This window comes from Flavobacterium sp. (assembly GCF_043780635.1).
Taxonomy (GTDB): Bacteria; Bacteroidota; Bacteroidia; order Flavobacteriales; family Flavobacteriaceae; genus Flavobacterium.
Genome location: NZ_JAYWCK010000161.1, coordinates 14,867 through 41,400, shown reverse-complemented (window position 1 = coordinate 41,400; position 26,534 = coordinate 14,867). Strand labels below are relative to the sequence as shown.

Sequence of the window (26,534 nt, the reverse complement as noted above, 5' to 3'; positions counted from 1 at the left end):
AGGCACCGAGCATAACATCCGATATTTTGGAAACGATTGCAATGTAATGGCTGAAATCCTTTTGAGTCGTTACGATCATTTTACCGAGAACAAAACCGTCACCCACTTGACCACTAATTTAGCCGCAAGCGAAATAGAAACTTATTACGGAAACCGGGTTCGTTCCAGGATGAGGGCAATGTTTAATTTAATAGCGTTTGATAAAGAGGCAAAGGATAAAAGGTAATTATAGGGTTGCTTTCGCACTTTTACATTACATTGCTTTTTCGTATTATTGTAGAGTATTGATTAGGTTTCATAATACAAATTAAATCAGAAAACACACCATAACAAATTGTCGTGACAGTGTCACGACAATTGAAACATAAATTCAAATGCAATTTCGAGAAAATATTTTTGTAACAGGTGAATTAATTAAAAATTCAGTTGTTACAAAAATGGAAACAACTAAACACCCAACAAAATACATTGCTTGCTGCCAAAAAAAGAAAAAATAGAATAATTGAAGTGAATCTTTACGATAAGCACCAAAAAACGGTAGCAATCACAAAAAATTGCTTTTTACTATGAGAAATAGTCGACACCTCTAACATTTACGGTTCCAAAATCGAAATGCTTTAAGGCAGTCGACTGCGTTGCAAAATGCGAAATAGGTGCATCAGTTTCAATATAAATTCAAATGACAAACGATAATTTGAAATGGAATTCTTTAATTTGCAGTATCAATTTGTCTAATTTTTAAAACAATAATCAATGAGCGAATCTCAAAACATAGAATGGAAAGAATCTTGGCGCGATGAGTACCTGAAATGGGTTTGTGGTTTTGCCAATGCTATTGGCGGTGTTATTTTTATTGGCAAAGATGATGATGGTGTAGTTATTAATTTGGCAGATTACAGAAATCTGTTAGAAGCAATACCAAATAAAATCAGGGAACATTTGGGTATTATTGCCGAAGTCAATTTGCATCAGGAAAATGGAGCACATTATTTAGAAATTGTAGTACCACCATATACGGTTCCGGTTTCACTTCGCGGTCGCTACTATTACAGAACTGGTAGTACCAAACTGGAATTGACAGGAAATACCTTGAATGAATTTTTATTGAAAAAATCAGGCAAAACTTGGGATAATGTCCCTGAAGCTGTGGCAACTTTTAACGATATTGATTCCGAAAGTGTAAAGGCTTTTATAAAAGATACTCAAAAAAGTGGCAGAATGCCCGATGTTTCAGATTTATCCATCGAAGAATTGTTTGAAAAATTAAGACTATCGGACAATGGAGAAATCAAACGGGCAGCAATCATTCTTTTTGGTAAAGACCCAAATCGTTTTTATCCGAATGTAATGGTGAAAATAGGTCGTTTTGGCAACGATGATGCCGATTTAAAATTCCAGGAAACAGAAGAAGGAAATTTAATCCAATTGCTAAAAAATGTTCCCAATCAATTAAACTATAAGTTTTTCACCAAACCAATAGATTTTGAAGGAATGTTGCGAGTAGAAAAGGGAGAATATCCTGTTGCGGCACTCCGAGAAATGTTGTTAAACGCATTAGTACATCGAACGTATATGGGGTCAATGATTCAGTTGCGTGTTTATGACAATAAGCTAACGCTTTGGAACGAAGGAAATTTGCCCGAAGGAATGGAATTAGAAAGTTTAAAACGCCACCATATTTCACGCCCTAGAAATCCGATAATTGCAGACATCTGTTTCAAAGCAGGCTACATTGATTCGTGGGGTCGTGGCACACTAAAAATCATCAACAGTTGTAAAGAAGCAGGTTTACCCGAACCAACAATTACAGCATTAGATGGTGGCATATTAGTAACTTTATTCAAAGACAAATACAGCACAGAACAACTCAAATCTTTAGGCTTAAGCGAAAGACAAATTGCAGCTGTAGAATTCGTGAAAGTAAATGGTAAAATTACTAATAATGAATTGCAACTGTTATTGAATTTATCCGAAAGGACCATTTTAAGAGAGTTGGATGATTTAGTCAATAACAATATTCTTGTTAGAAAAGGAGAAAAGAAAGGGACGTTTTACGAACTAAACAATAGTTTTTAATTCTCATTTTGGCGGATAAGTGGCGGATAAAACCCCATTATGGCGGATAAGTGGCGGATATAAATCTATCGGCTTACAATCATCTCAATAATCTAAGTATTTTAGTTGACAAAAACATCTTTAAATCAAGTGACATCAAAGGCGCTGGTTCCTTTTACGAACTTTTTTAATTGCACAATAATTGCACAAATTGCACAATTGGGCTAGATTATTAAGCGAAGCATCCGATGCAACGGCTAACGAGATTTAAGAACAAGATTTGGTGCTTTTTATGAATTTGATTGATTGCGTCATAATTGCGCCTATTGCGTCATATCATTGTAAATAATCAGACTCTTTTATAAACTAAACATTAGTTTTCACACTCGTTTTGGCGGATAAGTGGCGGATAAAATCCCATTATGACGGATTAAAATTAATCGCCTCAATCACCTTACAATTGCCTCACAATCGCCACACGCAAATTAAATAGTTGTGTCTATTACATCATTGTTGCGTTACAAACTTCAATGCAACTCAAACGACAAACGTTAATTTGAAATCACATAATTTTAAATATTTATCCAAAATGTGGAAAACCGTAAACTAATTAGATTTAGTCCCCTTAACTTTGAAAAAATCAAGCAAATTTGAGCTAAGTGGAGTGTGTGTTTATCAACCTAATTTGTTAATAACAAAATTCTTACACTACTTTCAAATTGTGTATTTTTAGATTCTCAAACAAAAGCGTTGCCAATGTCCTTATTCCAGCCCTCAGTTCTCAAGAAATACTTGAGCCAACAAGATACTCTCGTAGTCCAAAAAGCCTATAAAAAATATACCAAGTATTTTCACAATGCGGCCATTCAGGAAAACATCCGCAACAGCAAGGAAGAACAATTTCAGGAAGGATTCTTGCGTGAATTATTTGTGGATATTTTGGGCTATACACTGAATCCGGCAGCTAACTTTAACCTGACCACGGAACTCAAAAACATAAAAGGAGCAAAAAAAGTAGATGGCGCCATCCTCAAAGACGGAAACGCACTTGGTGTGATTGAACTAAAGGGAACCAACACCAAAGACCTCGAAAGCATCCGCCAGCAAGCATTTGATTACAAAGCAAATCATAATGATTGTACCTATGTCATTACTTCTAACTTCGAAAAATTGAGGTTCTACATCAACAATGCCGTGGATTTTGAAGAATTCAATCTCTTTACCCTTACCCACGCTGAATTCGAAATCTTCTACTTATGTCTGGCCAAAGAAAACATCTTAGCCAACAAACCACTCAGCATAAAAGAAGCTTCGGTGGTGGAAGAAGAAAACATAACCAAAAAATTCTATGGGGATTATTCGGTATTCAAACGCGAATTGTACAGGGATTTGGTCAAACAGAACAGAAATAATATCATATTGACCGACTTACCCGAAAAGACTTCAAAACTGATTCTTTTCAAAAAGTCACAAAAACTTATAGACCGTTTTCTATTCATTCTCTTTGCCGAAGACCGCGGACTATTGGCGCCAAACTCCATAAATACCGTTCTCAAAGAATGGAAAGACTTGGCAGACTTGGATGTCGAGGTGCCGCTATACGATCGCTACAAACAATATTTTGGTTATCTTGATACAGGTCGCAAAGGAACCGACAAGAAAGAAGAAATCTTTGCCTACAACGGTGGACTTTTTCAACCCGATGCTATTCTCGATGCGGTTATCATTGACAACGAAATGTTGTACCGCCATACCTTAAAGCTTTCAACCTACGACTTCGAAAGTCAGGTAGATGTCAATATCCTGGGACACATCTTCGAACATTCCTTGAACGAAATCGAAAGTGTCAATGCCGAAATTGAAGGAACAGATTTTGACAAACAAAAAACCAAACGCAAGAAAGACGGCGTTTTCTACACCCCAAAATACATTACCAAGTACATTGTCGACAATACCATTGGTAAACTCTGTACTGAGAAAAAACAGGAATTGGGCATCCTCGACGAAGAATATGCCAAAGGCCGCAAGAACCGCCAAACCACCACCATCATAAAGCTGGACCAGCAACTCAAGGACTACCGCGAATGGCTCTTGGAACTCACCATTTGTGACCCAGCTTGTGGCTCGGGTGCTTTCCTGAACCAAGCCTTGGATTTCCTGATTCGGGAACACGCCTACTTGGACGAACTCAACAAACAACTCTTTGGAGGTTTCTTTGTCTTTCCCGATATCGAAAACCAAATCCTGGAACACAATATTTATGGGGTTGACCTAAACGAAGAAAGTATCGAGATTGCAAAACTCTCTTTGTGGCTGCGCACCGCCCAACCCAAACGGAAACTCACCAGCCTGAACAACAACATCAAATGCGGGAACTCGCTTATCGATAGTAAAGCCATTGCCGGCGACAAAGCCTTCAATTGGAAGGAACAATTTCCGGAAGTATTTGCCAAAGGAGGTTTCGATGTGATTATTGGAAATCCGCCTTATGGAGCTGATTTTAATATAAAAGAAAAAGAGTATTTAAAAACTAAATTTTCAAATATCCATATAAGAACACCCGAATCATTTAATTATTTTATTGGACAAATAATTAACATATCAAATAGAAACGGTGTTTGTTCATTTATAATACCTTCAAGTTTTCTTAATCAAATTGAATTCGAAAAAACTAGAAAATTAATTTTAACAAATGAAACTTTAAATGGTGTTTTAGATTTAGGTGATAATATTTTTTCTGATGTAGCGACGCCAACTTGTATAATTAGTTTTTTTAGAGGAAAATATAAAAAGGAGATTTCTTTTTCTGATTTTACGTCTATTGATAGAAAATTATTACCATTAGAAATTGACAAAGTTTATTATAAAATCAAAAATGAAGATTTAGAAAGTAATCAATCTTTCAGCTTTAATCACAAACCTAACAAAAAGCTTGTGACCAAATGTTATTCTCAAAGTATGACCTTGAAAGAGGTTGCCGAAGATGTCGCTACAGGAATTAGTCCTGGTCTTGGTGAAGCTTTTGTTTTGGATTCAAAAACAGCTGCAACTCTAAATTTAGAAAATCATATTTTAAAAAAACTTGTAATTGGCGGCGAAATAAATCGGTATTATTTAAATCCAATTTCTGATAAAAGAATAATTTACTTTTCTTCTAAATTAGATATTAAGGATTTTCCAAATAGCTTATCACATTTATCAAATTATAAAGAAAAATTAGAAAATCGAGTTGAGACTAAAAGCGGAACTATTCCTTGGTATGTGATGTTGAGACCTCGACGTCAAAAGTTGTTTGAAACACCTAAAATATTAATAAGACAAACAGCTGATAGAATTATTGCTTCATACGATTCTGAAAACTGGTATTGCTTGAAAAGTGGTATTATTATTCAATTAAAAGACGATTCAAAAATCCACTATAACTACATTCTTTCTATTCTAAATTCTTTACTTATGAATTTTTTATATCAAGATTTAGTAAATGAAGGTAAAAGAATTTTTCCAGAAGTTAAACCGATACAATTGTTTAAACTTCCAATTAAAGTTGTGAATAATGAGATGCAACAACCGTTTATTGAAATAACTTCTCAAATAATGATTCTTTACAATGAATTGATGAAGTCAACGAGTAAATTCATTAAGTACTTTTCGGGTCAATATAAACTAGATAAACTACCTAAAAAGCTTGAGAACTGGAGCGAATTAAATTTTGCAGCATTCATTACAGAACTCAACAAAGCCATTAAAATAGCTGGACAAACGCCACTCACCAAAAAAGACGAATTCGAATGGTTAGACCTATTTGAAGAAAACAAAACCAAAGCCCAAACCCTGAAATCACAAATAGAAACCACCGAAAAAGCAATTGATAAAATGGTGTATGACTTGTATGGTTTGAGTGAGGAAGAGATTAATATTGTTGAAAATAATTAAAAAAGTAAGAGATAGTAAACGAAAAAAATACTTGGAAGGATATGAACATTAATCAAAAACAAATCGTACAGGATAGTTTAGAAGCAATAAAAAGCACCGATATTGAGCAACATTTAATAGCTGCCTATCCTACTGAAACTGATTTTAGCAAAATAAATATCAGTAAATATAGTGCTGCAGAATTTCTGTTTCTTTTCAATAAAATGATTACTCAATTAGAAGAGGAATTAGAAAATGGATTAGGATTTTTATTGCCATTTACTGAAAATTATGCTAATGATTTTGGTGCAGTAAACCTTCAAACTGATTTGTCACATATACATAGTTATTTAAATTCCAATCAATTTGCAGCTGTTGAACCTGTTTTAGACAGACTAATTCACTACCAAATAAAAAATGGTTTTTGGAGCAAGTCAGAAGTAAAGTCCCATCCAGTAGAATTAGAGGAACTAAAGAAACAAAAAGCGTTAATTGATTTAAATCAAAAGGCATTAGACAAAAATCTGATTGCATATAATGGCTTAAAAGCAAATTTAGAAAAAACAATTTTAGATTTTAATACTTACATTGATGAAAAGAAATTAGAATTAACTCAAATTACAAACTTACTTTCAACTGCAAATACACAATTAACAGAAATAAATACCATCGTTTCTAATGCCACAAATAAGGACACTGAAATTGACGGAATATTAAAAAATATCAAGGATAAGGTTTCAACGGTTTCCGAAAGTATAACAGAATATGAAACTGATTTCACAGCAATTAAAAGAGACAATTCAACATTAAAGCTTCAATTAGAAACAGCAATTGCAAAAGCATTAGAAGATTTAAAAAAATCAAAAGAAGGTATTGAATTTATTGAAAGTAACAAAGAAGAAATCGTTCGTTTAACAGGGATGGCTGCCGATGGTGCATTAGGTTCAAAATTTGACCAAAGACAAGATAAATTAGACAAAGGATTGATTGTTTGGAAATGGGCAATTCCTATAATGTCTATACTCGCAGGCGCTTGGGTTGTTATTGTTTTCAAATATTTAGTACCAGAATTTAATGATGAATGGGTAAATATTTTGGTAAGTATTTTAAAAACTTCTCCTGGATTTATTTTATTAGGCTTTGTGTTTTCACAATACAAAAAAGAACGAAATCTACAAGAAGAGTATGCTTTCAAGTCAGCAGTTGCAATGACACTAACTGCTTATTCTGAAATGCTTTCAAATTCTGACAAAGAAGATAATAATTCTCGCCAACAAATGCTTTTGAAATCTATAGAAATGGTTTACAATCAACCACAAATTCATCCTGTTAAAAGTGAAACATTATTTAGTTTTAATACCAAAGATCTAAAAGAAACTGTAGGCACATTGACCGATGCTTTGAAAAACATTAAGAATAGTTAATGTTATTAGATTAAGTTTTATAAAGTAGTATATGATAGTTTAAGTAAGGAAAAATTCACGATTCATATAATTTCTAAATTTAAAAAACTGAGTTATTAATTTATTAAAACCAATAAATAATGCCATCAATAATTGCAAAAGCGCTTGAATTAAGTCGTCAGGAACTATTAGATATAGGATTGAGAGGGAATACTTTATTGCATTTTAAACCTCGTTCCGAAAGCTTGACTATCGCTGATGAAATTTCTAAAGAAATATTCAACATTCTGATTACGGAACAAAAATTAATGTCTTTTTTGCCAATCCCAAAAGGCAAAGAAAACAATAACATTGAAATTTTTGATCAACTTCCCGACCTGTTTAGTGAAGATTTAGATCCTAAAAGACACACAGATACTCGTTTGCAAACAAAACTAAATCAAGATCAATTAGATAAAAAATTAATTAAAATTAATACCGAAGCTGAGACCTATTTTCAAGAACAAGGAATAGATATTTTATACTTGGCATTAGGTTTTCTATCTTGGTACGAGGATGATAATTCTGAATTAGAACGACTGGCACCATTGGTACTGATCCCTGTTTCTTTAAATAGAACAACAGCAATTGAACGCTTTAAATTAAAATACACTCAGGTTGATTTAGGCACCAATTTAACGTTAAAAGCTAAACTGAAAACCGATTTTTCAATAGAACTCCCCGATTTTGAAGAAGAAACAGATATAGCAGACTATTTCAGTAAAGTAAATCTAGCTATTAAGAAAAAAGCGCGTTGGAAAATAGTGGAAAATGAGATTCATCTAGGATTTTTTAAATTCGGTAAATTCCAAATGTATCAGGATTTAGATTCTAAAAACTGGCCAGAAGGAAAAGCGCCTTCAGAACACCCAATTATACAATCGCTTTTCGGGGAAGGCTTCCATTCTTTGGAGGATAACGAAAATAGTGAGACTGTTGATGATTTGGATGAATCTGTTTCAGGGGAATTAAAAACCTTAGACAACTTTCATTTTATATCTGATGCAGATTCTAGTCAAACAGAAGCAATTTTACAAATTAAAAAGGGGAAAAACTTGGTAATTCAAGGACCTCCGGGAACAGGTAAATCGCAAACAATTACAAATATAATTTCAGAATCATTAGCCGACAATAAGAAAATATTATTTGTATCCGAAAAAATGGTGGCTTTAGAAGTAGTTAAAAGACGTTTGGATAATTGCCAACTAGGGGATTGTGTTTTAGAGCTCCATAGTCATAAAAGCAACAAACGAGCAGTTCTTGATGAATTAGGAAGAACCATTGATTTAGGTAAGCCAAAAATTGATGATCGCACAGTAAAAAAGTCAAGATACAAAGAAATTCAAAAAAGACTAGACAATTATTGTGCAGCCACTAAACAACCAATTCTTAATTCAAAAATAAACTTTGTAGATGCCGTTGGTAATTTATTACGATACAAAGAACAGATTGAAAAATATAATTTAAATGACCTAAATATTGAATCTTTTGAATATTGGTCTAAAGAGGAATTTATCGAAGGGGCAGCTATCATCAAGGAACTTATAGCGTATTTAAATGAACATAAATCTCCATCCAGAAATTTATTTAATGTTGCATCAATTGATAATATCTCACCATCAGATGAAAAATTCATAGAAGGCAAATTAATTGAAATTTCTGATCTTATTAAAAAACTCAAAACAGAAGCTTTAAAATTAAAAGAAAGCATTCCTTTTGAAAGTATGATTTCTATAAACGAAGTTAACAAGATAAAAAATGCTGTTGCCCTATTAAAAACTAAGCCTGACTTAACTGATATAAATTGTCTAACACCAGATTGGTTTAAAAAAGGTCCAAACATTTCTGATGTTATTTCAAATGGTCAGAACACTAAAGAAATATATAATAAGAATAGCGCTATTTTAATAGATAAAGCCTTTGATTATGATTTTACATTCATAAAAAAAACATATTCCATTCAGGGTTTAAAATGGTATCGATTTTTATATAAAGATTATAGAGAATCAAGAAATACATTCAAGAACTTATTAAAAGTTAAGCAACCTTCTGTACCGGAATCTATCAATTTAATCAATGAAATTTTAAATTATCAAGATTCAAAAAAAATTGTTTTCAAGTCAGAGAAGAATTTAGAACTTCTTTACGGCGACAGATGGAAAGGTCTTGATTCAAATTGGTCTGAATTAAAAGAAACATACAGTTGGTTAAATCAACTGTATGAACAAATTGAGAATAACAAAATACCTTCCGATTTTCCATCCTTAATAAATACCAAACTGGACCCTAATACTTTATTTAAGCAAGAGGAAATAGTTAAAAGTTTAAATGAAAACCTAAAATTGGTAGTTGAGGCATTACAGAAAAAACTGAAAATTAAAGTTGAAGAGGCTTATCTAGAAATGGATATTGATTCATTTTTAAATCAAGTCGATAATATGAAAGAGAATCTGGAAGATCTTTTTACAATAGCTAGATATAACTTATTATGCAATAAATTAAATCTTCTTAAATTATCTGAAATTGCTGCTCTAGGATTTGACTGGAGCTTTCCACCAAAAATTTTATTATCCCTCTATGAGTACAATTGGCATCTAACATTAGTAAATAGCGCCTATAATTCCAGAGATTCCATAAAATATTTTGATGGTATTGGGCATTTAAACGATATTCAGGAGTTTAAAATTTTGGACAATGAATTAGCTTTTTTTGCCCAAGAACAACTTGTTTTAAAACACTTTAATAGCCTTCCAAATGTTTATGCTCCTGGAGAAATGGCGTTAATTCGTCGAGAAATAAATAAGAAAAAAAGACATATCCCAATTAGACAATTATTACTAAAGGCTGGAAATGCTGTACAGCAAATCAAACCTGTTTTTATGATGAGTCCAATGTCGGTAGCAACTTTTTTAGTTCAAGGTGCAATGGAATTTGATTTAGTAATTTTTGACGAAGCTAGTCAAGTAAAAGTCGTAGATGCATTAATACCTATATTAAGAGGGAAACAAATAGTTGTAGTTGGCGATTCAAAACAAATGCCTCCGACAGATTTTTTTAGCAGAACCTATGAAAATGAAGAAGATGAAGAAGAAAACAAAACGGGTGATATCGAAAGTATATTGGGAATGTTTCTTGCTCAGGGAGTAAATGAAAATATGTTGAAATGGCATTACAGAAGCAAACACGATTCTTTAATTAATGTTTCAAATCAGGAATTTTATGATGGACGCCTAATGGTATTTCCAAGTTCTGGAGCTAATGAAAAAGCTACAGGTTTAAAATTTAATCATTTTCCTGAATCGATTTATGAAAGAGGCACTTCCAGAACCAATCCCCTTGAGGCTCGTAAAGTGGCTGAAAAAGTAATGATACACGCAAAAACCAATCCTGAATTAACATTAGGAGTTGTTGCATTTTCAACAGCTCAACGTGATTGTATAATTCTGGAATTAGAAAGATTAAGACGGCAGGATTCCAGCAGTGAAAAATTTTTTTCTAAAATAAATTTAGAAGAATTCTTTATAAAAAACTTAGAAAACGTACAAGGAGATGAACGCGATGTTATTTATATAAGTATAGGTTACGGCAGAACTGTAGACAAAAGAGTAACGAGTAGTTTTGGCCCTGTAAATCGTGAAGGTGGTGAACGTCGCCTTAATGTATTAATTACGAGAGCTCGATTAGCGATGGAGGTTTTTTGCAATTTTACAGCTGATGATTTAGCGACTCAGAGTACTACACCTTTTGGCGTGAAAGCTTTAAAGAGTTTCCTAAAATATGCAGAAAGTGGTGTTTTGGAAAACCGTTTTGAAACAGGAAAGGAAACTGATTCGCCATTTGAAGATGAAGTCATAAGTGCCATTAAAAAGATGGGATATGAAGTAGAACCCCAAGTAGGTTCCGCAGGTTTCTTTATTGACATTGCAGTCAAAGATCCAAGTAAACCTGGTAAATACGTATTAGCCATTGAATGTGATGGAGCAACTTACCATAGTTCTGTCAGTGCGAGAGATAGAGACAGGCTAAGACAAAATGTTCTTGAAGGAATGGGTTGGAAATTTCATAGAATATGGAGTACAGATTGGTTCAGAACTCAAGGGAGACAAATTGAGTTGTTAAAAAAAGCCATAGAAATTGAAATCAATCAATCAAATCATACTTCCGACTTCGTTAAAGTAGTTAAGAATACAAACAAAGATACACCTGTCCAAAAGATAGCAACAATACAGAGAAATAAAGCGGTACACAATGTTCCAACAGTAAATAAATATAAAATTATAAAGACAATACCAAATTTAAGCTTTTATGTTGAATTATTAGAAGTTCCAATTAGTAAAATTTCAGATTATTTATTTTCAATTTTAAAGGAAGAAGGTGTTATTCATATTACTGATGCTGCAAAAAGAATAACTGATTCTTATGGTATTGGTCGTATTGGTAATAGAATTTATGAAAAGATAGTTCAAGGTGCTAAATATGGTCATCAAAATAATTTATTTTATTACAGTAATGAATTCTTATACCACGATGCAAATAAAATGGTTGAGGTTAGAGATAGAAGTGAATTAGAACCATCATTCAAAAAAATAGAAAACATTACACCTGAAGAAATTCAAAAAGCATTAATCGATACTATTTCAATGGCCTTTTCTTTACCCAAAGAAGAAGCAATTTCCGAAGCATTATCTTCAATGGGATTTAATCGTGCCACCGAAAAGGCAAGTACGATTGTTGGTGCTGAGATAACCAAATTATTCAAAGAGAAAAAAATAAAACTAGAAGATAATCGAATAGTAATAAATTGATAATTATGATGAAATCATTAACAGGTATAAAACCTATATAGATATTTTTTGGATAAATGACAAATGGTAGAAATGAACTAATTTACTTTCATTCCTTTAAAGTAACGGAATGATTAACCACATAAAAACATAACAATATGAATTTTACAATAATATGGTCATATATTATTTTGATATTAGTACAGGTTTTTGCTCTTACATTTATACCTATAAGCCTAATAGGAGTAATATTAGGAAGGATTAAAATTGGTATATCAACATCTTTATTAATTGGCGGTCTACTTGTTTGGTTTGGAATTAATCTCGTTTGGCTCCATTTTACAGGTTATAATTTGCCATTGTTAGCATTTTTTTTAATTGAAGCCGTTAAGTTATTTAAAGGTCTCGGTGTTAACAAAGTTGACCCTGAAATGAACGAAATGATTTTAGGAATTGAACTGAAATCAATCATACTAATTGCTTTATATATTTTCATTTTTAAAGAATTCAATTGGTTTTAGTACCACTCGCTGGCGCAAGCGTCTCGCTTGTACATTCCCACTAGCGCCAATGATTTTGATTTATGCATACATACAATATTAACATAAATAATCAATAGTATGAACCAAGCCAGCTTCAAAATAAAAAAATCAAAGCTTTTACTTGAAATCAAAAAAATGACTAAAGCACTGGGTCCTATTTCAAAATGGAATAGATATACTGAATTGGAATTAACAATTACAGATGGTTTATTAACATTAGTCATTCCGGGAGTAAGATTAGAAGTAAAATGCGAAACAAAAAGCACGGCAAAAGCTACGTTAGGCTTATTTTATTTTAGGGATATAATAAACACTTGGAATAATTTAGAAGTAGAATGTATTATCCTCGATGAGGCAATTAAATTGGGAGTAACTTCAGTAAGGGCACAAACTACTTTTTTTGAGAATGACAGTATTTTGAGAAGTATCAATTTACCTATAAATTATTCTGATTTACATTTATTGCAATTAGAAAATAAAGGGTTCACGCCAGAAGAAATAGGGTTTAACAAATTGGTACATCAAATTTATGTTGCAAAGAGAAATTTGAAAGTGAATATCAAAAATACTTCGGATATATTAAAAGTTTATGGTGTAAAAATCAAAGAAATTGAAGAACTAGTGCAAAAAAAAATAGATGTCAAATAGTTATATAAAAACAAAAAATGCAAAAGAAAATTGAATTCGAAGAAGGAAATTTCATAATTGGTTATTGTGATAATTTACAGGACATTTCTGTTTATGTTAGTGAGCAGTTTACAGAACCTATTAAAATTTCTTTTGTTCCAAAAATTGAAATGAACGAAAAATACTGTTTAGAATATACAAATAAGCATATTGCTGAAATAGTTCTGGAAGCTAAAAAAATTATTCAAGAAAATGTTGAATTTTATAAGAATTTTGAAATATCATTCTATTCAGAATTCACAGGCTATTCACTTTATCGTCACAAATTAAACAGAGATATACTAATGGTATCAAGCAGCTCATTAAATATTGATTGCAAATTAATAAATAAATTAAATTGATAACATAAGTATGGAAAATACAATCACGTTATATTCAATTAGCGAACTTTTAGAGAGAAATTTTTATATCCCATCCTATCAAAGAGGCTACAGATGGACAAAGCAACAAGTAGAAGATTTATTAAATGATATTTATGCTTTTTCAATTCGTAAGAAATCAGATAATGAATTTTACTGCCTTCAACCAGTCGTTGTAAAACCTCATAAATGGTATAGAACAAATCCAGATGGAACAACAGAAAATATTGAAGGTTGGGAATTGGTTGATGGACAGCAAAGGCTTACTACAATAAGAGTTTTGCTCACATATCTTATAAAAGAACATTTGAAAGGCGATTCTTTGAAGAAAGAATATGGTAAAGATGTTTTTAAAGTTGAATATGAAACAAGAGAAAATACGGAACACTTTTTAAATAATATCACAGAAGACAATACCGAAACAATTGATTATTACCATATTTCAAATGCGTATAAACATATTAGAGAATGGTTTGATAAGAAAGATAGTCAACGAGGCGTAAGAGAAGCAATAATAAACACACTTGTGTATAAACACGGTGATTTAAGTAACCCCATAAAAGGTGTTGTGCAGGTAATTTGGTATCAAATAGAAGATGGTAAAAATCCTATTGATACTTTTATTCGAATTAATTTAGGAAAAATATCACTTACCAATTCTGAACTTATAAAAGCATTGTTCCTCCAAGAAGGGAACTTTGGCGATGATAAAAATGATTTAGCCAAGCTTAGACAATTAGAAATTGCAAATGAATGGGATAGAATAGAGAATAGTTTCCAAGATGAAGATTTATGGTGGTTTTTGAATAAAGGTGAAAATAGTATGCCTTCTCGGATTGAATTTATTTTTGATCTTATAAAAAACATTGCAATAAAAAATGATCCCGAATTAGCATTTAGAAGATTGAATGTTATTAATCTTGATGAAAGAAAAAAAACAAACCCTACCTTAGAAGAAATAATTGGGACAGACAAATACGCCACATTTAGATATTTTTATCAAAGAGTTGAAGGTAAAAATAATTTTGATTTTATTAAAACAGAATGGGCAACTGTAACAGATTATTTCAATACATTTTTGGAATGGTATAATAACCCTATATGGTATCACTATATAGGATTTTTAATTTATTGTGGTGACGATATTGTAGCACTGTTTGATTTAACTCATTCAAACAATACAACCAAAGATGACATTACCAATATATTGAAAATAAGAGTAAAAGCAAAATTTGACAACGTAAAGTGGACCCTAGATGAAAACAAACTATATTATTTGGATTTAAGCTATGCAAAAGAAAAGCAAAAAGGTTATATAAAACAACTCCTGTTACTTTTAAATATACAATATATCATTGAGCAATGCAATAACAAGAGCATCATCTTCAAATTCCCTTACAAAACTTTTAAAGAAGAAAATTGGGACGTAGAACATATAGATTCTTTTACGGAAAATCCGCTAAATGATAGAACCACACAAATTGAATGGTTAACTACGGCCAAAATTGATTTGCCAGAATTAGAAAATAATCTAATACTTAATGAACGGATTACATCATTTATTGAAGATGAAAAATCAAAGGAAAGTTTTGAATTAATTCAAGGTGCTATCATCCAAATTGCTGGAGAAGACACAAATGATGATTCATTAAAAAATAACATTGGCAATCTAACCTTGCTCGATGAAAAAACAAATCGTTCTTATGGCAATGCTTTATTTCCTACAAAACGAAGAATTATTATAGAAAAAGATACAGAAGGAACTTTTATTCCTATTTGGACAAAAAATTTATTCCTAAAATATTTTGATTTAAAAGGAAATAGTCGAACAAAATGGAACGAATCAGATATAAAAAGATATAGAAACATAATTGCTGATAAGTTAGAAGCTTTTTTACCCCCTAAACCATAATACCACATCTAATGAATAAATATAACCTTATTGACATTTTATCAAAAGAGCTGACTATTGAAGAACAAGACACTTCAAAACCATATAAGTTTGAAGGAATACAAATACCAATGATCCAACGAGATTATGCACAAGGGAGAGTTGATGAAGTTGAAATTCGTAATCGCTTTCTTAAATCAATATTCAAGGCATTGGTAAAGGATGAAAATCTGGAGCTTGATTTTATTTATGGCTCTATCAAAGAACTGGACAAAAAAATACATTTCATTCCCCTTGATGGGCAGCAAAGATTAACTACCTTGTTCTTGCTACATTGGTATATAGGTAATAGAGAATTGAAGGAGAATGAGCTTGATTTACATCTTGCAATCCTCAAAGGTTTTACATACGCAACAAGAAGCAGTGCGAGAGATTTCTGTGAAAAATTAACCGTTGGTTTGAAAATTGACGGAGGTGAAGATTTTAAGAAAATATCGCCTAGCTTTAAAAAATTTCCAAGTATAGAAATAGCGAATGCTGCTTGGTTTTATGACCGTTTTAAAAAAGATCCAACTATAAAAGCAATGCTAATAATGTTAGATGCAATTCATCTTCATTATGAAGAAGAATTGTTAGAAAATACTGAATTGGAGTTGTTTCCATCCATTTCAAAACTTTCTTTTTATATTTTACCATTAGGCGGCTTCAATCTTTCAGATGAGTTGTATATTAAGATGAATGCCAGAGGCAAACAACTTACGGATTTTGAAAACTTTAAAGCTGATTTAATTAATTGGATTAGAGATGAAGAAAACCCAAAAAGCATTGAGTTTCAAAAAAAGGTTATTTTAAATGATAGGGAAATGCCATACCATCTTTCATTTGCAACAAAACTGGATAATGCTTGGACACATTTATTTTGGGAATATATAAAGCAAAACAAAACAGATTCAAAAAACATAGATATTTATTACTTGCGTTTTTGGAATCGCTTTTTACTAAATAATTATATTATTTCAAGTAAAGAATCACCAGATATTATTGAAAAAGATATTACTTTCAAAAAACTATACAGCAATGAAGAAAGTGAGGACAACTTTAGATATGAGGGATTTGATTTTTACCAACAACTTTTTGAAAAGCAGTATACAATTCTAAATGCTCAACTTACACTTGATGGTATGTCTAAGAATTTCATTGAAATTAAAAAATGCCTTCAACCAATTTGGCCTGTAAAAGACAATTGGAATTTATTTGACGAAAAAATTACTCAGAGGCAAAGAATTCTATTCTTTGCAATATCAATCTATTTACAAAAGAATGATTTTAATTTTGATAAATTTAAAAATTGGATAAGAGTTATCTGGAATATCATCATTGACCCTGACATCAGAAGTATTTCAGTGATGATTAACATAATGAGGATTGTTGAAAAACTGTCTGTTGGTTCAGGAGATATATATGAATTTTTAACTGGACCAGATTTGTTAGCTATTATTCAGAATGAAACATCGTTCGTTAAGGCACAACTTGAAGAGGAAAAATTAAAGGCAGAATTAATTATTTCAAATCTGGCTTGGGAGAATGAGCTTATATTAGCAGAAAAACATCAATTGTTTCAGGGAAATATTAGTTTTTTACTTTTAAACACGCCTGATATTAAAATTTATAAACACCGCTTAAGTATTTCAGAAAAGCTATTTTCAGTCAAAGGAACAACTAGTTCTTTTTCAGAGGAACATTTATTAATGCGAGCTGTAATTTCCGATATTACAGATTGGGAAGCTTTATACGCTTTCAATTTTGGAGATAAGTTTGACAATTGGCAATTATTACTTAGAAGAAATTCTAATGTCCAAGATTTCATTTGCAAAATTTGTGACTTAAATGATGAAACCACTGTAATCTCAGAATTATCAAAATTGATACTTTCTGATTCTAGAATTAATAGCTGGTCGCAAGGACAATTAGATATTGATAAAGCGAAACATATACATAGTCAATTGTATCAAGACGTGGATTTTCAAGAGTGGATGCAGGACACTGATGCAGTCAAACTAAAATGGTCAAACAACCATATTTATATACATCGTCCAAGAAGCTGGTATGACTGGGTGATTTTAGAAACCTATCGAAATGAAATAGCTACGGAACTAATCAAGCAATTTGGTTTTGCTACAACTCAAAAATGTTACAATGCAAATTTTTATTGGGGAGCAAAGATTGAATTAAATATTTCTAACCCTGATTTTTTTATAACTGCAGAGTTTGATGATTTCGGTGATTTACGAATTGGAGTGAAAGATAATGGCAAATCTAATTTGCCTACTACAATAATAATTCAACCTATCGATGTGGAAGATGGATGGCTAATTAGAAAGAATTATCCTTATTTAAATATAGCTAATATATCTGAAATTAATGCTCTGCTAATTCAAATAAAAAACGATGTTTTCGATGAAAAGAATGCTGGAAGTATTATAAATATTTTAAAATAAAAGTTTAATTTCATAATGAATCAAGTTTATTTAGTCCAATATCCCAGTAGTGCGGATTTATAATCAGTGACCATTAATTATTTAATCCAAAGAAACACGTTTCTGAAAGGGCATTGTACTAAGTTTTTTTCGTAACAAATTTTTACTTTATTTGTTACAATTTAGAACAATAATTTTGTCGCAAATATCTCCTTTTTTTGCGACAAAATATCAATAATAATACAAGTCCACATACTGAAAACAAAGCGTTTACAAAAATAAATAAAGCCAACAGGGTTTCGCAAAAAATGCTGGGTTTGGATTAAAAAAATAATGCAAAAAGCACTTCCAGTAAAACAATAAAATAAAAAAATAAAGATTATGCTTAATTTTGTACAATCAATATAGTAAAAGCATCCTATGGAATCCATCAAAGACATTTTAGAGCATTTAAACATCACGGACGAATGCACAACAATTGAAGCCAAAAAAGGGTCGGCAATTGATACTTCTATAATGGAAACTATTTGTGCATTTTCAAATGAACCAGGTTTAGGCGGAGGATTAATTGTACTTGGTGTAGCAAAAGATGAAACCTCGTTATTTCAAAATTATTATATAGAAGGGATTACAAATCCTGATAAATTACAATTGGATATTGCTTCGCAAACGGCAACATTATTCAATCAACCAGTTAGACCGGATATAGAAATTGAAAAACTGGCTAGTGGAAAATTAGTCTTGAAAATGTTTGTCAAAGAATTACCTGACGGTCAAAAACCATTGTATTTCAAGAACAAAGGATTGCCGCAAGGAGCATACAGAAGAATTGGTTCAAGCGACCAACGTTGTACTGAAGATGATTTATTTGTTTTCTATAACAAAGAAGACAGTTTAGACAGCACCATTGTAAACGACACCAGTATTGATGATATTAGCGAAGAAGCCATTTCGTTATACAAAAGCTTGCGTGCCAAAGTAAATGAATATGCAGAAGAATTAGGATACAGCGATTTTGATTTATTAAGGTCTTTAGGTTGTATCAAAAAAGACAAAGACGAGTGGAAATTAACCTATACAGGATTATTAGTTTTTGGTAAACGTCAAGCATTGCGAAGATTGTTGCCAATGGTTCGCATAGATTACATTCGAGTTCCGGGTAACGAATGGGTAGAAGATCCTGAAAACAGATTTACGACAGTAGATATGCGTGGACCGCTTATTGAGTTGGTTCAAAGAGCATTTAGTGCCATAGCCGACGATTTGCCAAAAGGATTTCTGTTGGGAGATGATAAATTACAAGCAGATGCAATTGGTTTACCTTCAAAAGTTTTGCGTGAAGCATTGGTAAATGCTTTTATTCACAGAACATATAGAGAAAATCAACCCATACAAATAATCCGATACGGAAACAGGATAGAAATAAAAAATCCAGGATTTTCTTTAAAACCGGAAGAGCAATTGGGAGAACCAGGATCTAAAAACAGAAATCCATTTATAGCATCAATATTTCACGAAACAAACCTTGCGGAGACAAAAGGAAGCGGAATTAGAACGATGAGAAACTTAATGGAGAAATCCTCATTGGCACCACCAACTTTTGAAAGCGACCACACGGCAAATCTATTTACCACAAGATTATTGCTGCATCATTTTCTTAACGAAAGTGATTTACAATGGTTGGATACTTTCAGTAAATTCGATTTGAATACAGAACAAAAAAAGGGATTAATCTTTATTCGTGAAGCTGGAGCAATAGACAATTCTACTTACAGACAATTAAATGCTTGCGATGTTTTAAGAGCAAGTAATGAATTAAGAAGCCTACGGGACAAAGGACTTATAGAGCAAAAAGGGAAAGGAAGATCTACCTATTACATTGCAAGAGGCATTCTTAACACAGAACCTGATGTCCTTAACACAGAAGTCGATATCCTTAACACAGAACCTGACCAGCTTAACACAGAACCTCAATCACTAACACAGGAGTTGCCTTCTGTGATAAGAGAGCAAATAGAAAAATTAGGTATCAGAGAAAATGACCCTAATAAAATCAAAGATGTTATATATGAACTTTGCAAGCATAAAAGTTATTCAGTTAAACAAATAGCTCTAATATTGAATAGGAATGAGAATTATGTGTATAGAAATTATATAATACCAATGAAAGAAGACGGCAAGCTGCAACACACAATCATTGATATGCCAAACCATCCAGACCAAGCGTACAAATCGGTTTAAATCCAAATAGTTATTTCAATGACAGAAGAAGAACTTGATGGTTTCAAAGAATTAGCAGAAAATATAATAAAATTACTCAAGAAGCTTTCATTATATACGAACCACTGGTAGATAGAATTTACCGTAATAAAGTAAAAGACGAATAAGAAATTGAACTCATAATTGATGTTTTATTAGAATATTGCTACGATGATAAAATGCTGTTACTTTTTAAAAGATTATGCCGATATTACTACAAAATCTATCCAACGGTAACCTATGAATATGTAATGATTTATCGTGATTTGCGGGATGATGAGTATTTAGATAAGAATGAAGAAGAAAATACCAAATAGCTATTACCTCATTCAGCTGCGCAAAACTTTCATTTAGTCCAAGTATTTCTGAACTCAAGTCTTTGTTGTCTTCTCACAGCCTAATCTGTCCTGAGCGGAGTCGAAGGGTTAATAACTATTTCCCACCATTTCCTAACAAGCAATATCTATCTTTCCTAATTTTGAATTTATGCAATTTAGATGCCTAAACAAAGAGTATATAGCTTTAAAATATGGAGAAATTAATTAAAATTTTAAGTGAATTGAATTTTCAACCTGAAAGTTTAACAGATGATGTGTTAGAAAATACTAGAATATTTAAGTTTATTACCAAAAAACTAAGAACTAAAAGAAAAGCACTTTTAATTTATAAAGATTTCAGGGTATTGGCAGCCAGATCGATTAGTTGTGCATTGTATTATGAAGATAAACATTTGTTTGCGGATGTAGATGTAGAAACAATCCAAGATTTGCTTCAAAACAGAGAAGATGAGGAATATAAATTCATTTTTGAATTTTTATTTGGAGAAATAAAATTCCTGGAATCCCAAAACAATAACAATGTAAGGCTAATGGTGGGAGAAGATTTCAATATTGAATACAATCTTTTCATAAAAATACTTGCTTCACCACTTACCGATTTTCTAAATTTGCAAATCGAAAAGGTAAAAATGGAATTATTCCTCGCTGTAAAACCAAGGGAATGGTATCTTTTATTTTTAGGAAACAATTTTCCAACGGATGAAGAAGAAAGAATTGATAAAATTGTGAAATGGGTTTTTTGCACTTAGGTTCTCCTGAATTAATTATTATAAAACAAAAATAAACCGCCACAATGCCATATTGTGACGGTTCGGATTTTATTGCAATAGCATAACTATCTCAATTGGATTTTAACCTCTTTTAATCCAACTTATACCTGAATTTGTGGAAAAATACAATCCCTTTGAAGTCATTCCTAGAATCTCTTTGCCGTTGTCAGTCAAGTCCGAAAAATTACCGTAAGATGCAGAAGTAGAACGAGGAATCCAACTTCTTCCATCATTGGTAGAAAATTCAATTTTAGTTTTGGTTATCGGATTAATTCGAATCATTTCTTTTCCTTTTAAAATCATTTGAGCCATAATAATGTTTATTTTTAGTTTACCTACTCTAGTTGGTTTTCGGCTTTCCCAGAACACAAATTTATAAGGCAGCTAGGACAAAGCACGGCAGAGTGAAATTATTTATTAAAAAACGACACTCAATTAAAGAGCTTTATTGGTGTGTTATAATATTATTTTTAAGAAAAGTAATTTTGGCTTGATATTCCGGTTGATGTAAGGCTACCATTATTCCAGTCTTAAAACGAGACAGTAATTGCGGATTTATATCTTTCATATTCGTTAGCATTCTATCAGAAGTTATTATGATTTGTTTCCCTTTTTGAAAAAAAGTATCTAAAACGTCTAAAATTAACTCTTGAGCTATTGTTTGCCCAGAAAGAAATTGAATATCTTCAAGTATAAAAACATCGATCAATTGCAGCCAATTGAAAAACCTATCTCGATTATTGTTCTCAATTGCTTCGATACATTGCATAGAAAAAAAATTACTAGTAACGCACAAGACATTTTTCTTGGGAAATCGCTCTTTAATTTCATTGCCTATTGCATTTACCAAATAAGTTTTTCCTAAGCCACTTCCATCATAAATAAGCAAAGGATTGAATAATTTTTCTCCTGGTTTACTCGAAACAAAAAATCCCGCCGAAAGTGCATCTTGATTGGAATCGCTTTTAATGAAATTATCAAAACGATACTTTTTATCCAATTGTGATTTTATTTTCAAATTCCGGGGTTTAAAAGATACAAAGGTTTTTTTTTGAGTTTTGTTTGATTTTTTACGAGAAGAAGCCATAGTGTCGTTTTTTAGTTTGCCTACTTTAATTGGTTTTTCGGCATTTCCATAACACAAATTTATTAGGCAAGTACGACAAAATGTGACGGAGTGAATTTTTTTTGTATAAAAAAACGACACTGTTTTAGGAGTGCCGTTTTAAGTTAAAATTCAAGATTAATTATTCTTTAAGTGTGTGAATAATTTCAATAATATCATTCGTTACTTTCTGTGCAATACTTTCTACTATACCATTATCATAATAAGTATACCAACTTTTTATTTTTTCAAGCTTATCTATTTGCTTGTTTTTTACACCGTAGTAGTAAGATTCAAAGTCGCAATTATCCATTACAACCTCATAAAAAAGAGTAATATCGTTTATCGAAATTTTGTATTTGAAAGAATCAGAGTCTTTTCCAGATTTTGACGGAGCATTAAATTCAACTTTACCATTTACAGATTCGAGTTCTTTATTTATCTTTTCTTTATCTATCAATGTATGAATATCAGAAAGTTTTTGTTTCAATTTATCATCGAATTGATTGTAATATTCATCAGATTTCGTTTCTATTTTAAGTTTATTTTCAAACCAAACTATTTGACTTTTCATTTCATTTTTCAAATAACCATTCCATTTTGTCCAAGAAAAAAACATACTTGTATGTCTAATAAAAATGAGTTTGATTTCATTATTATTTTCTGTATCCTTCAAAATAACATTTCTACCGGTAGCTTTGTTAATTTCTTCACCATATAAAATTTCTTTACATTCAAATCCAGAACCTTGAATTGCAGACATTAAATAATTAGATGCGCTGACCCCAATAAACAGGCATATTTTAGGTTTCGTAATTTTTATTAAATCAAAAAAAGAATTCCAACCTTTAATAAAATCTTCTGCAGAAGGTCTATCTTTAATTGTATGCATTGGTCTTTGGATAAAATTATAATACGAAACCAAATTCCAAAAATCTTCTTTAGAAAACTCATCCTCCCTAAACATTGCTTTATGAAAATTCGGCATTATTTTGGTAGGCCAAGGGTCAAAACCCATTGCATCCTGTTCAATCATATCTATTGTCCAATCTTCATCATTAACTTTTAAAATTGATTCTTCTGTACCATCATTATAATGGCTTTCACCAACTATAAGCATACGATTATCTATGATGTCTCCGTCAAAATATTTATTCCCGATAAAAGGGAACCACTTCAATGTTTTAAGTTCAATCATTTCTTTAAATTCTTCGTCCATTTTTTTATATTTATAATATTTAGTTTTTTTAGATACCTATTTTCGGTACCTAAAATAGATTAAGATTGATAGGATTAATTTCGTTTTTTACCTACTACCACTCCAACTTGGCAAATACTGGTTCTGTAACCGCTTGCTGTTTCAAAATCTATTGCTGTAAAGTTTTTCATTGATACAAATTTGCCATTTGTTTAATGCTGCCTTTTATTGTCACAATCAAACTTTCAGGCTCTAAAACTTCAACATCACTTCCGTATTTCAATAGTTCCATTATGATATCATTGGTGGTGTGAATGAAAATTTCTAGGACAACAGTGTCCTCGGTTTCTTCTACAATGTGTTGGGATTCGTGCAACGGAAACGTTTTGATATAATTACCTTGTTGTTTAGAAAATTCCAAAACCACTTTTTCGGCAGGAGCATAAGTTTCTACCCCAAAAGCGTGTTTAAATTCTTTTTCCACGTTATAGGAAAAAGGTTTAAATTTAGTATCGGTAATTTTCAGGTCGGTAATGCGATCCAATCCAAAAGTTTTTACAACGCCGTTACTTTTATCCAAAGCCACCAAATACCATCTTTGCTGGGATTCTTTAATAGCAATGGGATATACTTCTCGCTCAGTACTAAAATCTTCCCAATGTTTTTGATAGGTAAATTGTAAAAGATAAAGGTTTTGAATGGCGTGAATAACACCGTGAATGTGCTCCGTCCCCAACGATTTTCTCTTTTCAAGAAACACACTTGGCGACAATTTATTTCCTTCTTGCAGCGCGTGATGAATCGAAAAAGCATCTATCATCCGGGTTACGGACTGGTCTTCTATTTCATCTTCATCAATGGAGTAAATTTTGTCTTTCCGGTCGTAGTGAATGTCAATCCCAAAAAGGGTTGCAATATCTTTCTTGTCCCGTTCAAAAGTGCGAATAGCATATTCAAAAGTGGTGTCGATATCGTCCTTTTCCAATTTACGCATAACGTGTTCTTGCAATTCATTAAAACTACAAGGCCTACTTCTCAAGCGGTCTATAACGTACAAATACCTTTTAAAATAAATTAATTTTGACATATTGAGTTGGATTTATTTTTCAAAGATAATTCTTTTGTCTGCCATTTTATGACAGAGTAATATAATTGTAATTAAAAAGGTAAATCATTATCCGGGTCATTATTACTAGATAAATTATCAAATTTACCTAAACTTCCTATAAATTGCAATCGTGCATTTTCAAGTATCCCATTGGTGTTTTTCACAACAATAATTTCGGCTTCACCAGCTGCTGGCAAACCTTCATCATCATCCCATTCTTCCATTTTATAATATTCAGGCCGGTATAAAAGTAATACCAAATCAGCATAAGTGTCTATTGGAGCATATGTTCTTAAATCTGACAAATAGGGTCGTTGAATATAATGTGTTCTATAACCCCTAATAGGTAAATCATATCGAACAAGAACGAGTATTGTAATATTCAATTTTTCAGCTAATTTTTTTAATTGAAAAGTTATTTGAGTCATTTCTCGCTTATTTAAAATTTTACCCACTTGGTCTTTTTTGCTTTTGGCAATAAATTGTAATGAATCAATGATTATAATTTCTGCAAAATCTGGTGGTGAACATAAAAAGAAATCTTCAATATCAGATACAGTAAGAAAAGGATAATCTACAATATTCAAAGGAGCTTCTTCGGTAGCTGCAGTAGCTATGGCAACAAGTTCCCTTTCATCATCATTAAGTAAACCCAAACGCAACTTTTCTGAAGCTATATTTGTTTGTTGCCGAATAAGAAGCAACAACAATTGTTGAGAAGTCATTCCAAAAGAAAAAAAAGCAATTCGACAATGATTTTCAATAGCCATTTTTCGGATCAGAGATACTGCAAATGCAGTTTTACCGATACCTTCTACACCAGCAATCATAACTAAATTGGAAGGTTGAAAACCTTTAGTTATAGCATCAAGACTGTAAAATCCAGATAAGATTCCAGTACGTTCAGTATTGATTTTCGCAATATTATCGAGCCTTTTTTTTAACTCTTCTCCCAGTTCCTTTAATGTTTTAGATTCAATAAAATCCATAGTTTTTTATTTACAAAGAAAATATAGTAATATGCCAAAAGGTGGCGGAGTAAAAATAAATTTGTAACAATAAATTCCATTTTTTCCAATCATAAAAATAACGAAGATAATTTTTAGACCGTCACATTTTGTCTAAGCTCATTCCTACTATTGCACAAAAAAGAAGTACATTTGAACCAATTAAAACAACAACAAAATGGGAAATTACATTCAAGATAACCTGATTAAAGACGAACAAATTGAATTTGAAACAACATACCATTGGATAATATTCTGCAATTTGAGAGCTATTTTTACTTTATTCATTGCTCCTATGCTAGACCGCTATTCCGATGAATTTGCCATAACAAACAAACGCATCATTGTTAAGACAGGTTTAATAAGCAGAAAAACATTGGAAATGAACCTAAGCAAAATTGAAAGCGTCAATGTGGACCAGAGTATTTTAGGAAGAATGCTGGGTTATGGAACCATTAGAATCATTGGAACTGGTGGAACAAGGGAAGAATTTCCAAATATCTCAAATCCAATAGAATTTAGAAAGAAATTTCAAGAATTATCATAAATCAACTAAGCTCCATTTCGGAGCTTTTTTTAACTCTTATAATTTTTGTTTAG

The 26,534-nt window shown here is 31.6% G+C and carries 18 protein-coding genes and 1 pseudogene; 14 read left to right on the top strand and 5 right to left on the bottom strand.

Features of this window, described 5'->3' with window-relative positions:
- The 13 genes and pseudogenes from ACH2BV_RS14655 to ACH2BV_RS14595 all read left to right on the top strand — a co-directional run.
- Positions 1 to 226: pseudogene (locus ACH2BV_RS14655) on the top strand (ATPase); the annotation flags it as partial.
- A 527-nt stretch (positions 227 to 753) separates the two neighbouring features.
- The gene (locus tag ACH2BV_RS14650; protein ID WP_395051520.1) at positions 754 to 2,076 is read left to right on the top strand and encodes an ATP-binding protein; all 1,323 of its coding nucleotides are present in this window, start codon (positions 754 to 756) and stop codon (positions 2,074 to 2,076) included.
- Between the two features lie 735 nt (positions 2,077 to 2,811).
- The gene (locus ACH2BV_RS14645; RefSeq protein WP_395051519.1) at positions 2,812 to 5,988 is read left to right on the top strand and encodes an Eco57I restriction-modification methylase domain-containing protein; all 3,177 of its coding nucleotides are present in this window, start codon (positions 2,812 to 2,814) and stop codon (positions 5,986 to 5,988) included.
- A 41-nt stretch (positions 5,989 to 6,029) separates the two neighbouring features.
- A complete protein-coding gene (locus ACH2BV_RS14640; protein WP_395051518.1) occupies positions 6,030 to 7,391 on the top strand; it encodes a hypothetical protein in 1,362 nt (453 codons plus the stop codon).
- Between the two features lie 119 nt (positions 7,392 to 7,510).
- On the top strand, positions 7,511 to 12,214 hold the full coding sequence (locus ACH2BV_RS14635) for a DUF4011 domain-containing protein (protein ID WP_395051517.1): 4,704 nt from the start codon (positions 7,511 to 7,513) through the stop codon (positions 12,212 to 12,214).
- Positions 12,215 to 12,351: 137 nt separating this feature from the next.
- Positions 12,352 to 12,714, top strand: coding sequence for a hypothetical protein (locus tag ACH2BV_RS14630; protein WP_395051516.1), 363 nt, complete (start codon positions 12,352 to 12,354; stop codon positions 12,712 to 12,714).
- A 156-nt stretch (positions 12,715 to 12,870) separates the two neighbouring features.
- On the top strand, positions 12,871 to 13,383 hold the full coding sequence (locus ACH2BV_RS14625) for a hypothetical protein (protein ID WP_395051515.1): 513 nt from the start codon (positions 12,871 to 12,873) through the stop codon (positions 13,381 to 13,383).
- Between the two features lie 17 nt (positions 13,384 to 13,400).
- Positions 13,401 to 13,763: a hypothetical protein gene (locus tag ACH2BV_RS14620; protein WP_395051514.1), complete on the top strand. Its 363-nt coding sequence runs from the start codon at positions 13,401 to 13,403 to the stop codon at positions 13,761 to 13,763.
- Positions 13,764 to 13,773: 10 nt separating this feature from the next.
- Positions 13,774 to 15,693 (top strand): DUF262 domain-containing protein, encoded by a 1,920-nt coding sequence (locus ACH2BV_RS14615; RefSeq protein WP_395051513.1) that lies wholly within the window; start codon positions 13,774 to 13,776, stop codon positions 15,691 to 15,693.
- 11 nt (positions 15,694 to 15,704) lie between these two features.
- Positions 15,705 to 18,170: a DUF262 domain-containing protein gene (locus tag ACH2BV_RS14610; RefSeq protein ID WP_395051512.1), complete on the top strand. Its 2,466-nt coding sequence runs from the start codon at positions 15,705 to 15,707 to the stop codon at positions 18,168 to 18,170.
- A gap of 399 nt (positions 18,171 to 18,569) precedes the next feature.
- Positions 18,570 to 20,390: an ATP-binding protein gene (locus ACH2BV_RS14605; protein WP_395051511.1), complete on the top strand. Its 1,821-nt coding sequence runs from the start codon at positions 18,570 to 18,572 to the stop codon at positions 20,388 to 20,390.
- Between the two features lie 197 nt (positions 20,391 to 20,587).
- The gene (locus ACH2BV_RS14600) at positions 20,588 to 20,725 is read left to right on the top strand and encodes a hypothetical protein (protein WP_395051510.1); all 138 of its coding nucleotides are present in this window, start codon (positions 20,588 to 20,590) and stop codon (positions 20,723 to 20,725) included.
- Positions 20,726 to 20,937: 212 nt separating this feature from the next.
- Positions 20,938 to 21,495 carry a hypothetical protein gene (locus tag ACH2BV_RS14595; protein WP_395051509.1) on the top strand — a complete coding sequence of 186 codons (558 nt, stop codon included), beginning with the start codon at positions 20,938 to 20,940 and terminating at the stop codon, positions 21,493 to 21,495.
- A gap of 102 nt (positions 21,496 to 21,597) precedes the next feature.
- On the opposite strand, the gene ACH2BV_RS14590 is transcribed toward ACH2BV_RS14595, so the two are convergent.
- From ACH2BV_RS14590 to ACH2BV_RS14570, 5 genes are all read right to left on the bottom strand, one after another.
- The gene (locus ACH2BV_RS14590; protein ID WP_395051508.1) at positions 21,598 to 21,828 is read right to left on the bottom strand and encodes a hypothetical protein; all 231 of its coding nucleotides are present in this window, start codon (positions 21,826 to 21,828) and stop codon (positions 21,598 to 21,600) included.
- Between the two features lie 133 nt (positions 21,829 to 21,961).
- Positions 21,962 to 22,534 carry a DnaA ATPase domain-containing protein gene (locus ACH2BV_RS14585; RefSeq protein WP_395051507.1) on the bottom strand — a complete coding sequence of 191 codons (573 nt, stop codon included), beginning with the start codon at positions 22,532 to 22,534 and terminating at the stop codon, positions 21,962 to 21,964.
- Positions 22,535 to 22,763: 229 nt separating this feature from the next.
- On the bottom strand, positions 22,764 to 23,840 hold the full coding sequence (locus tag ACH2BV_RS14580) for a hypothetical protein (protein WP_395051506.1): 1,077 nt from the start codon (positions 23,838 to 23,840) through the stop codon (positions 22,764 to 22,766).
- Positions 23,841 to 24,006: 166 nt separating this feature from the next.
- On the bottom strand, positions 24,007 to 24,906 hold the full coding sequence (locus ACH2BV_RS14575; protein ID WP_395051505.1) for a helix-turn-helix transcriptional regulator: 900 nt from the start codon (positions 24,904 to 24,906) through the stop codon (positions 24,007 to 24,009).
- Between the two features lie 71 nt (positions 24,907 to 24,977).
- Positions 24,978 to 25,916, bottom strand: coding sequence for a DnaB-like helicase C-terminal domain-containing protein (locus ACH2BV_RS14570; RefSeq protein WP_395051504.1), 939 nt, complete (start codon positions 25,914 to 25,916; stop codon positions 24,978 to 24,980).
- A 196-nt stretch (positions 25,917 to 26,112) separates the two neighbouring features.
- Between ACH2BV_RS14570 and ACH2BV_RS14565 the strand changes: the two genes are divergently transcribed.
- Entirely contained in the window at positions 26,113 to 26,481 is a 369-nt protein-coding gene (locus tag ACH2BV_RS14565; protein WP_395051503.1) for a PH domain-containing protein, read from the top strand.
- The last annotated feature ends 53 nt before the right edge of the window (positions 26,482 to 26,534 follow it).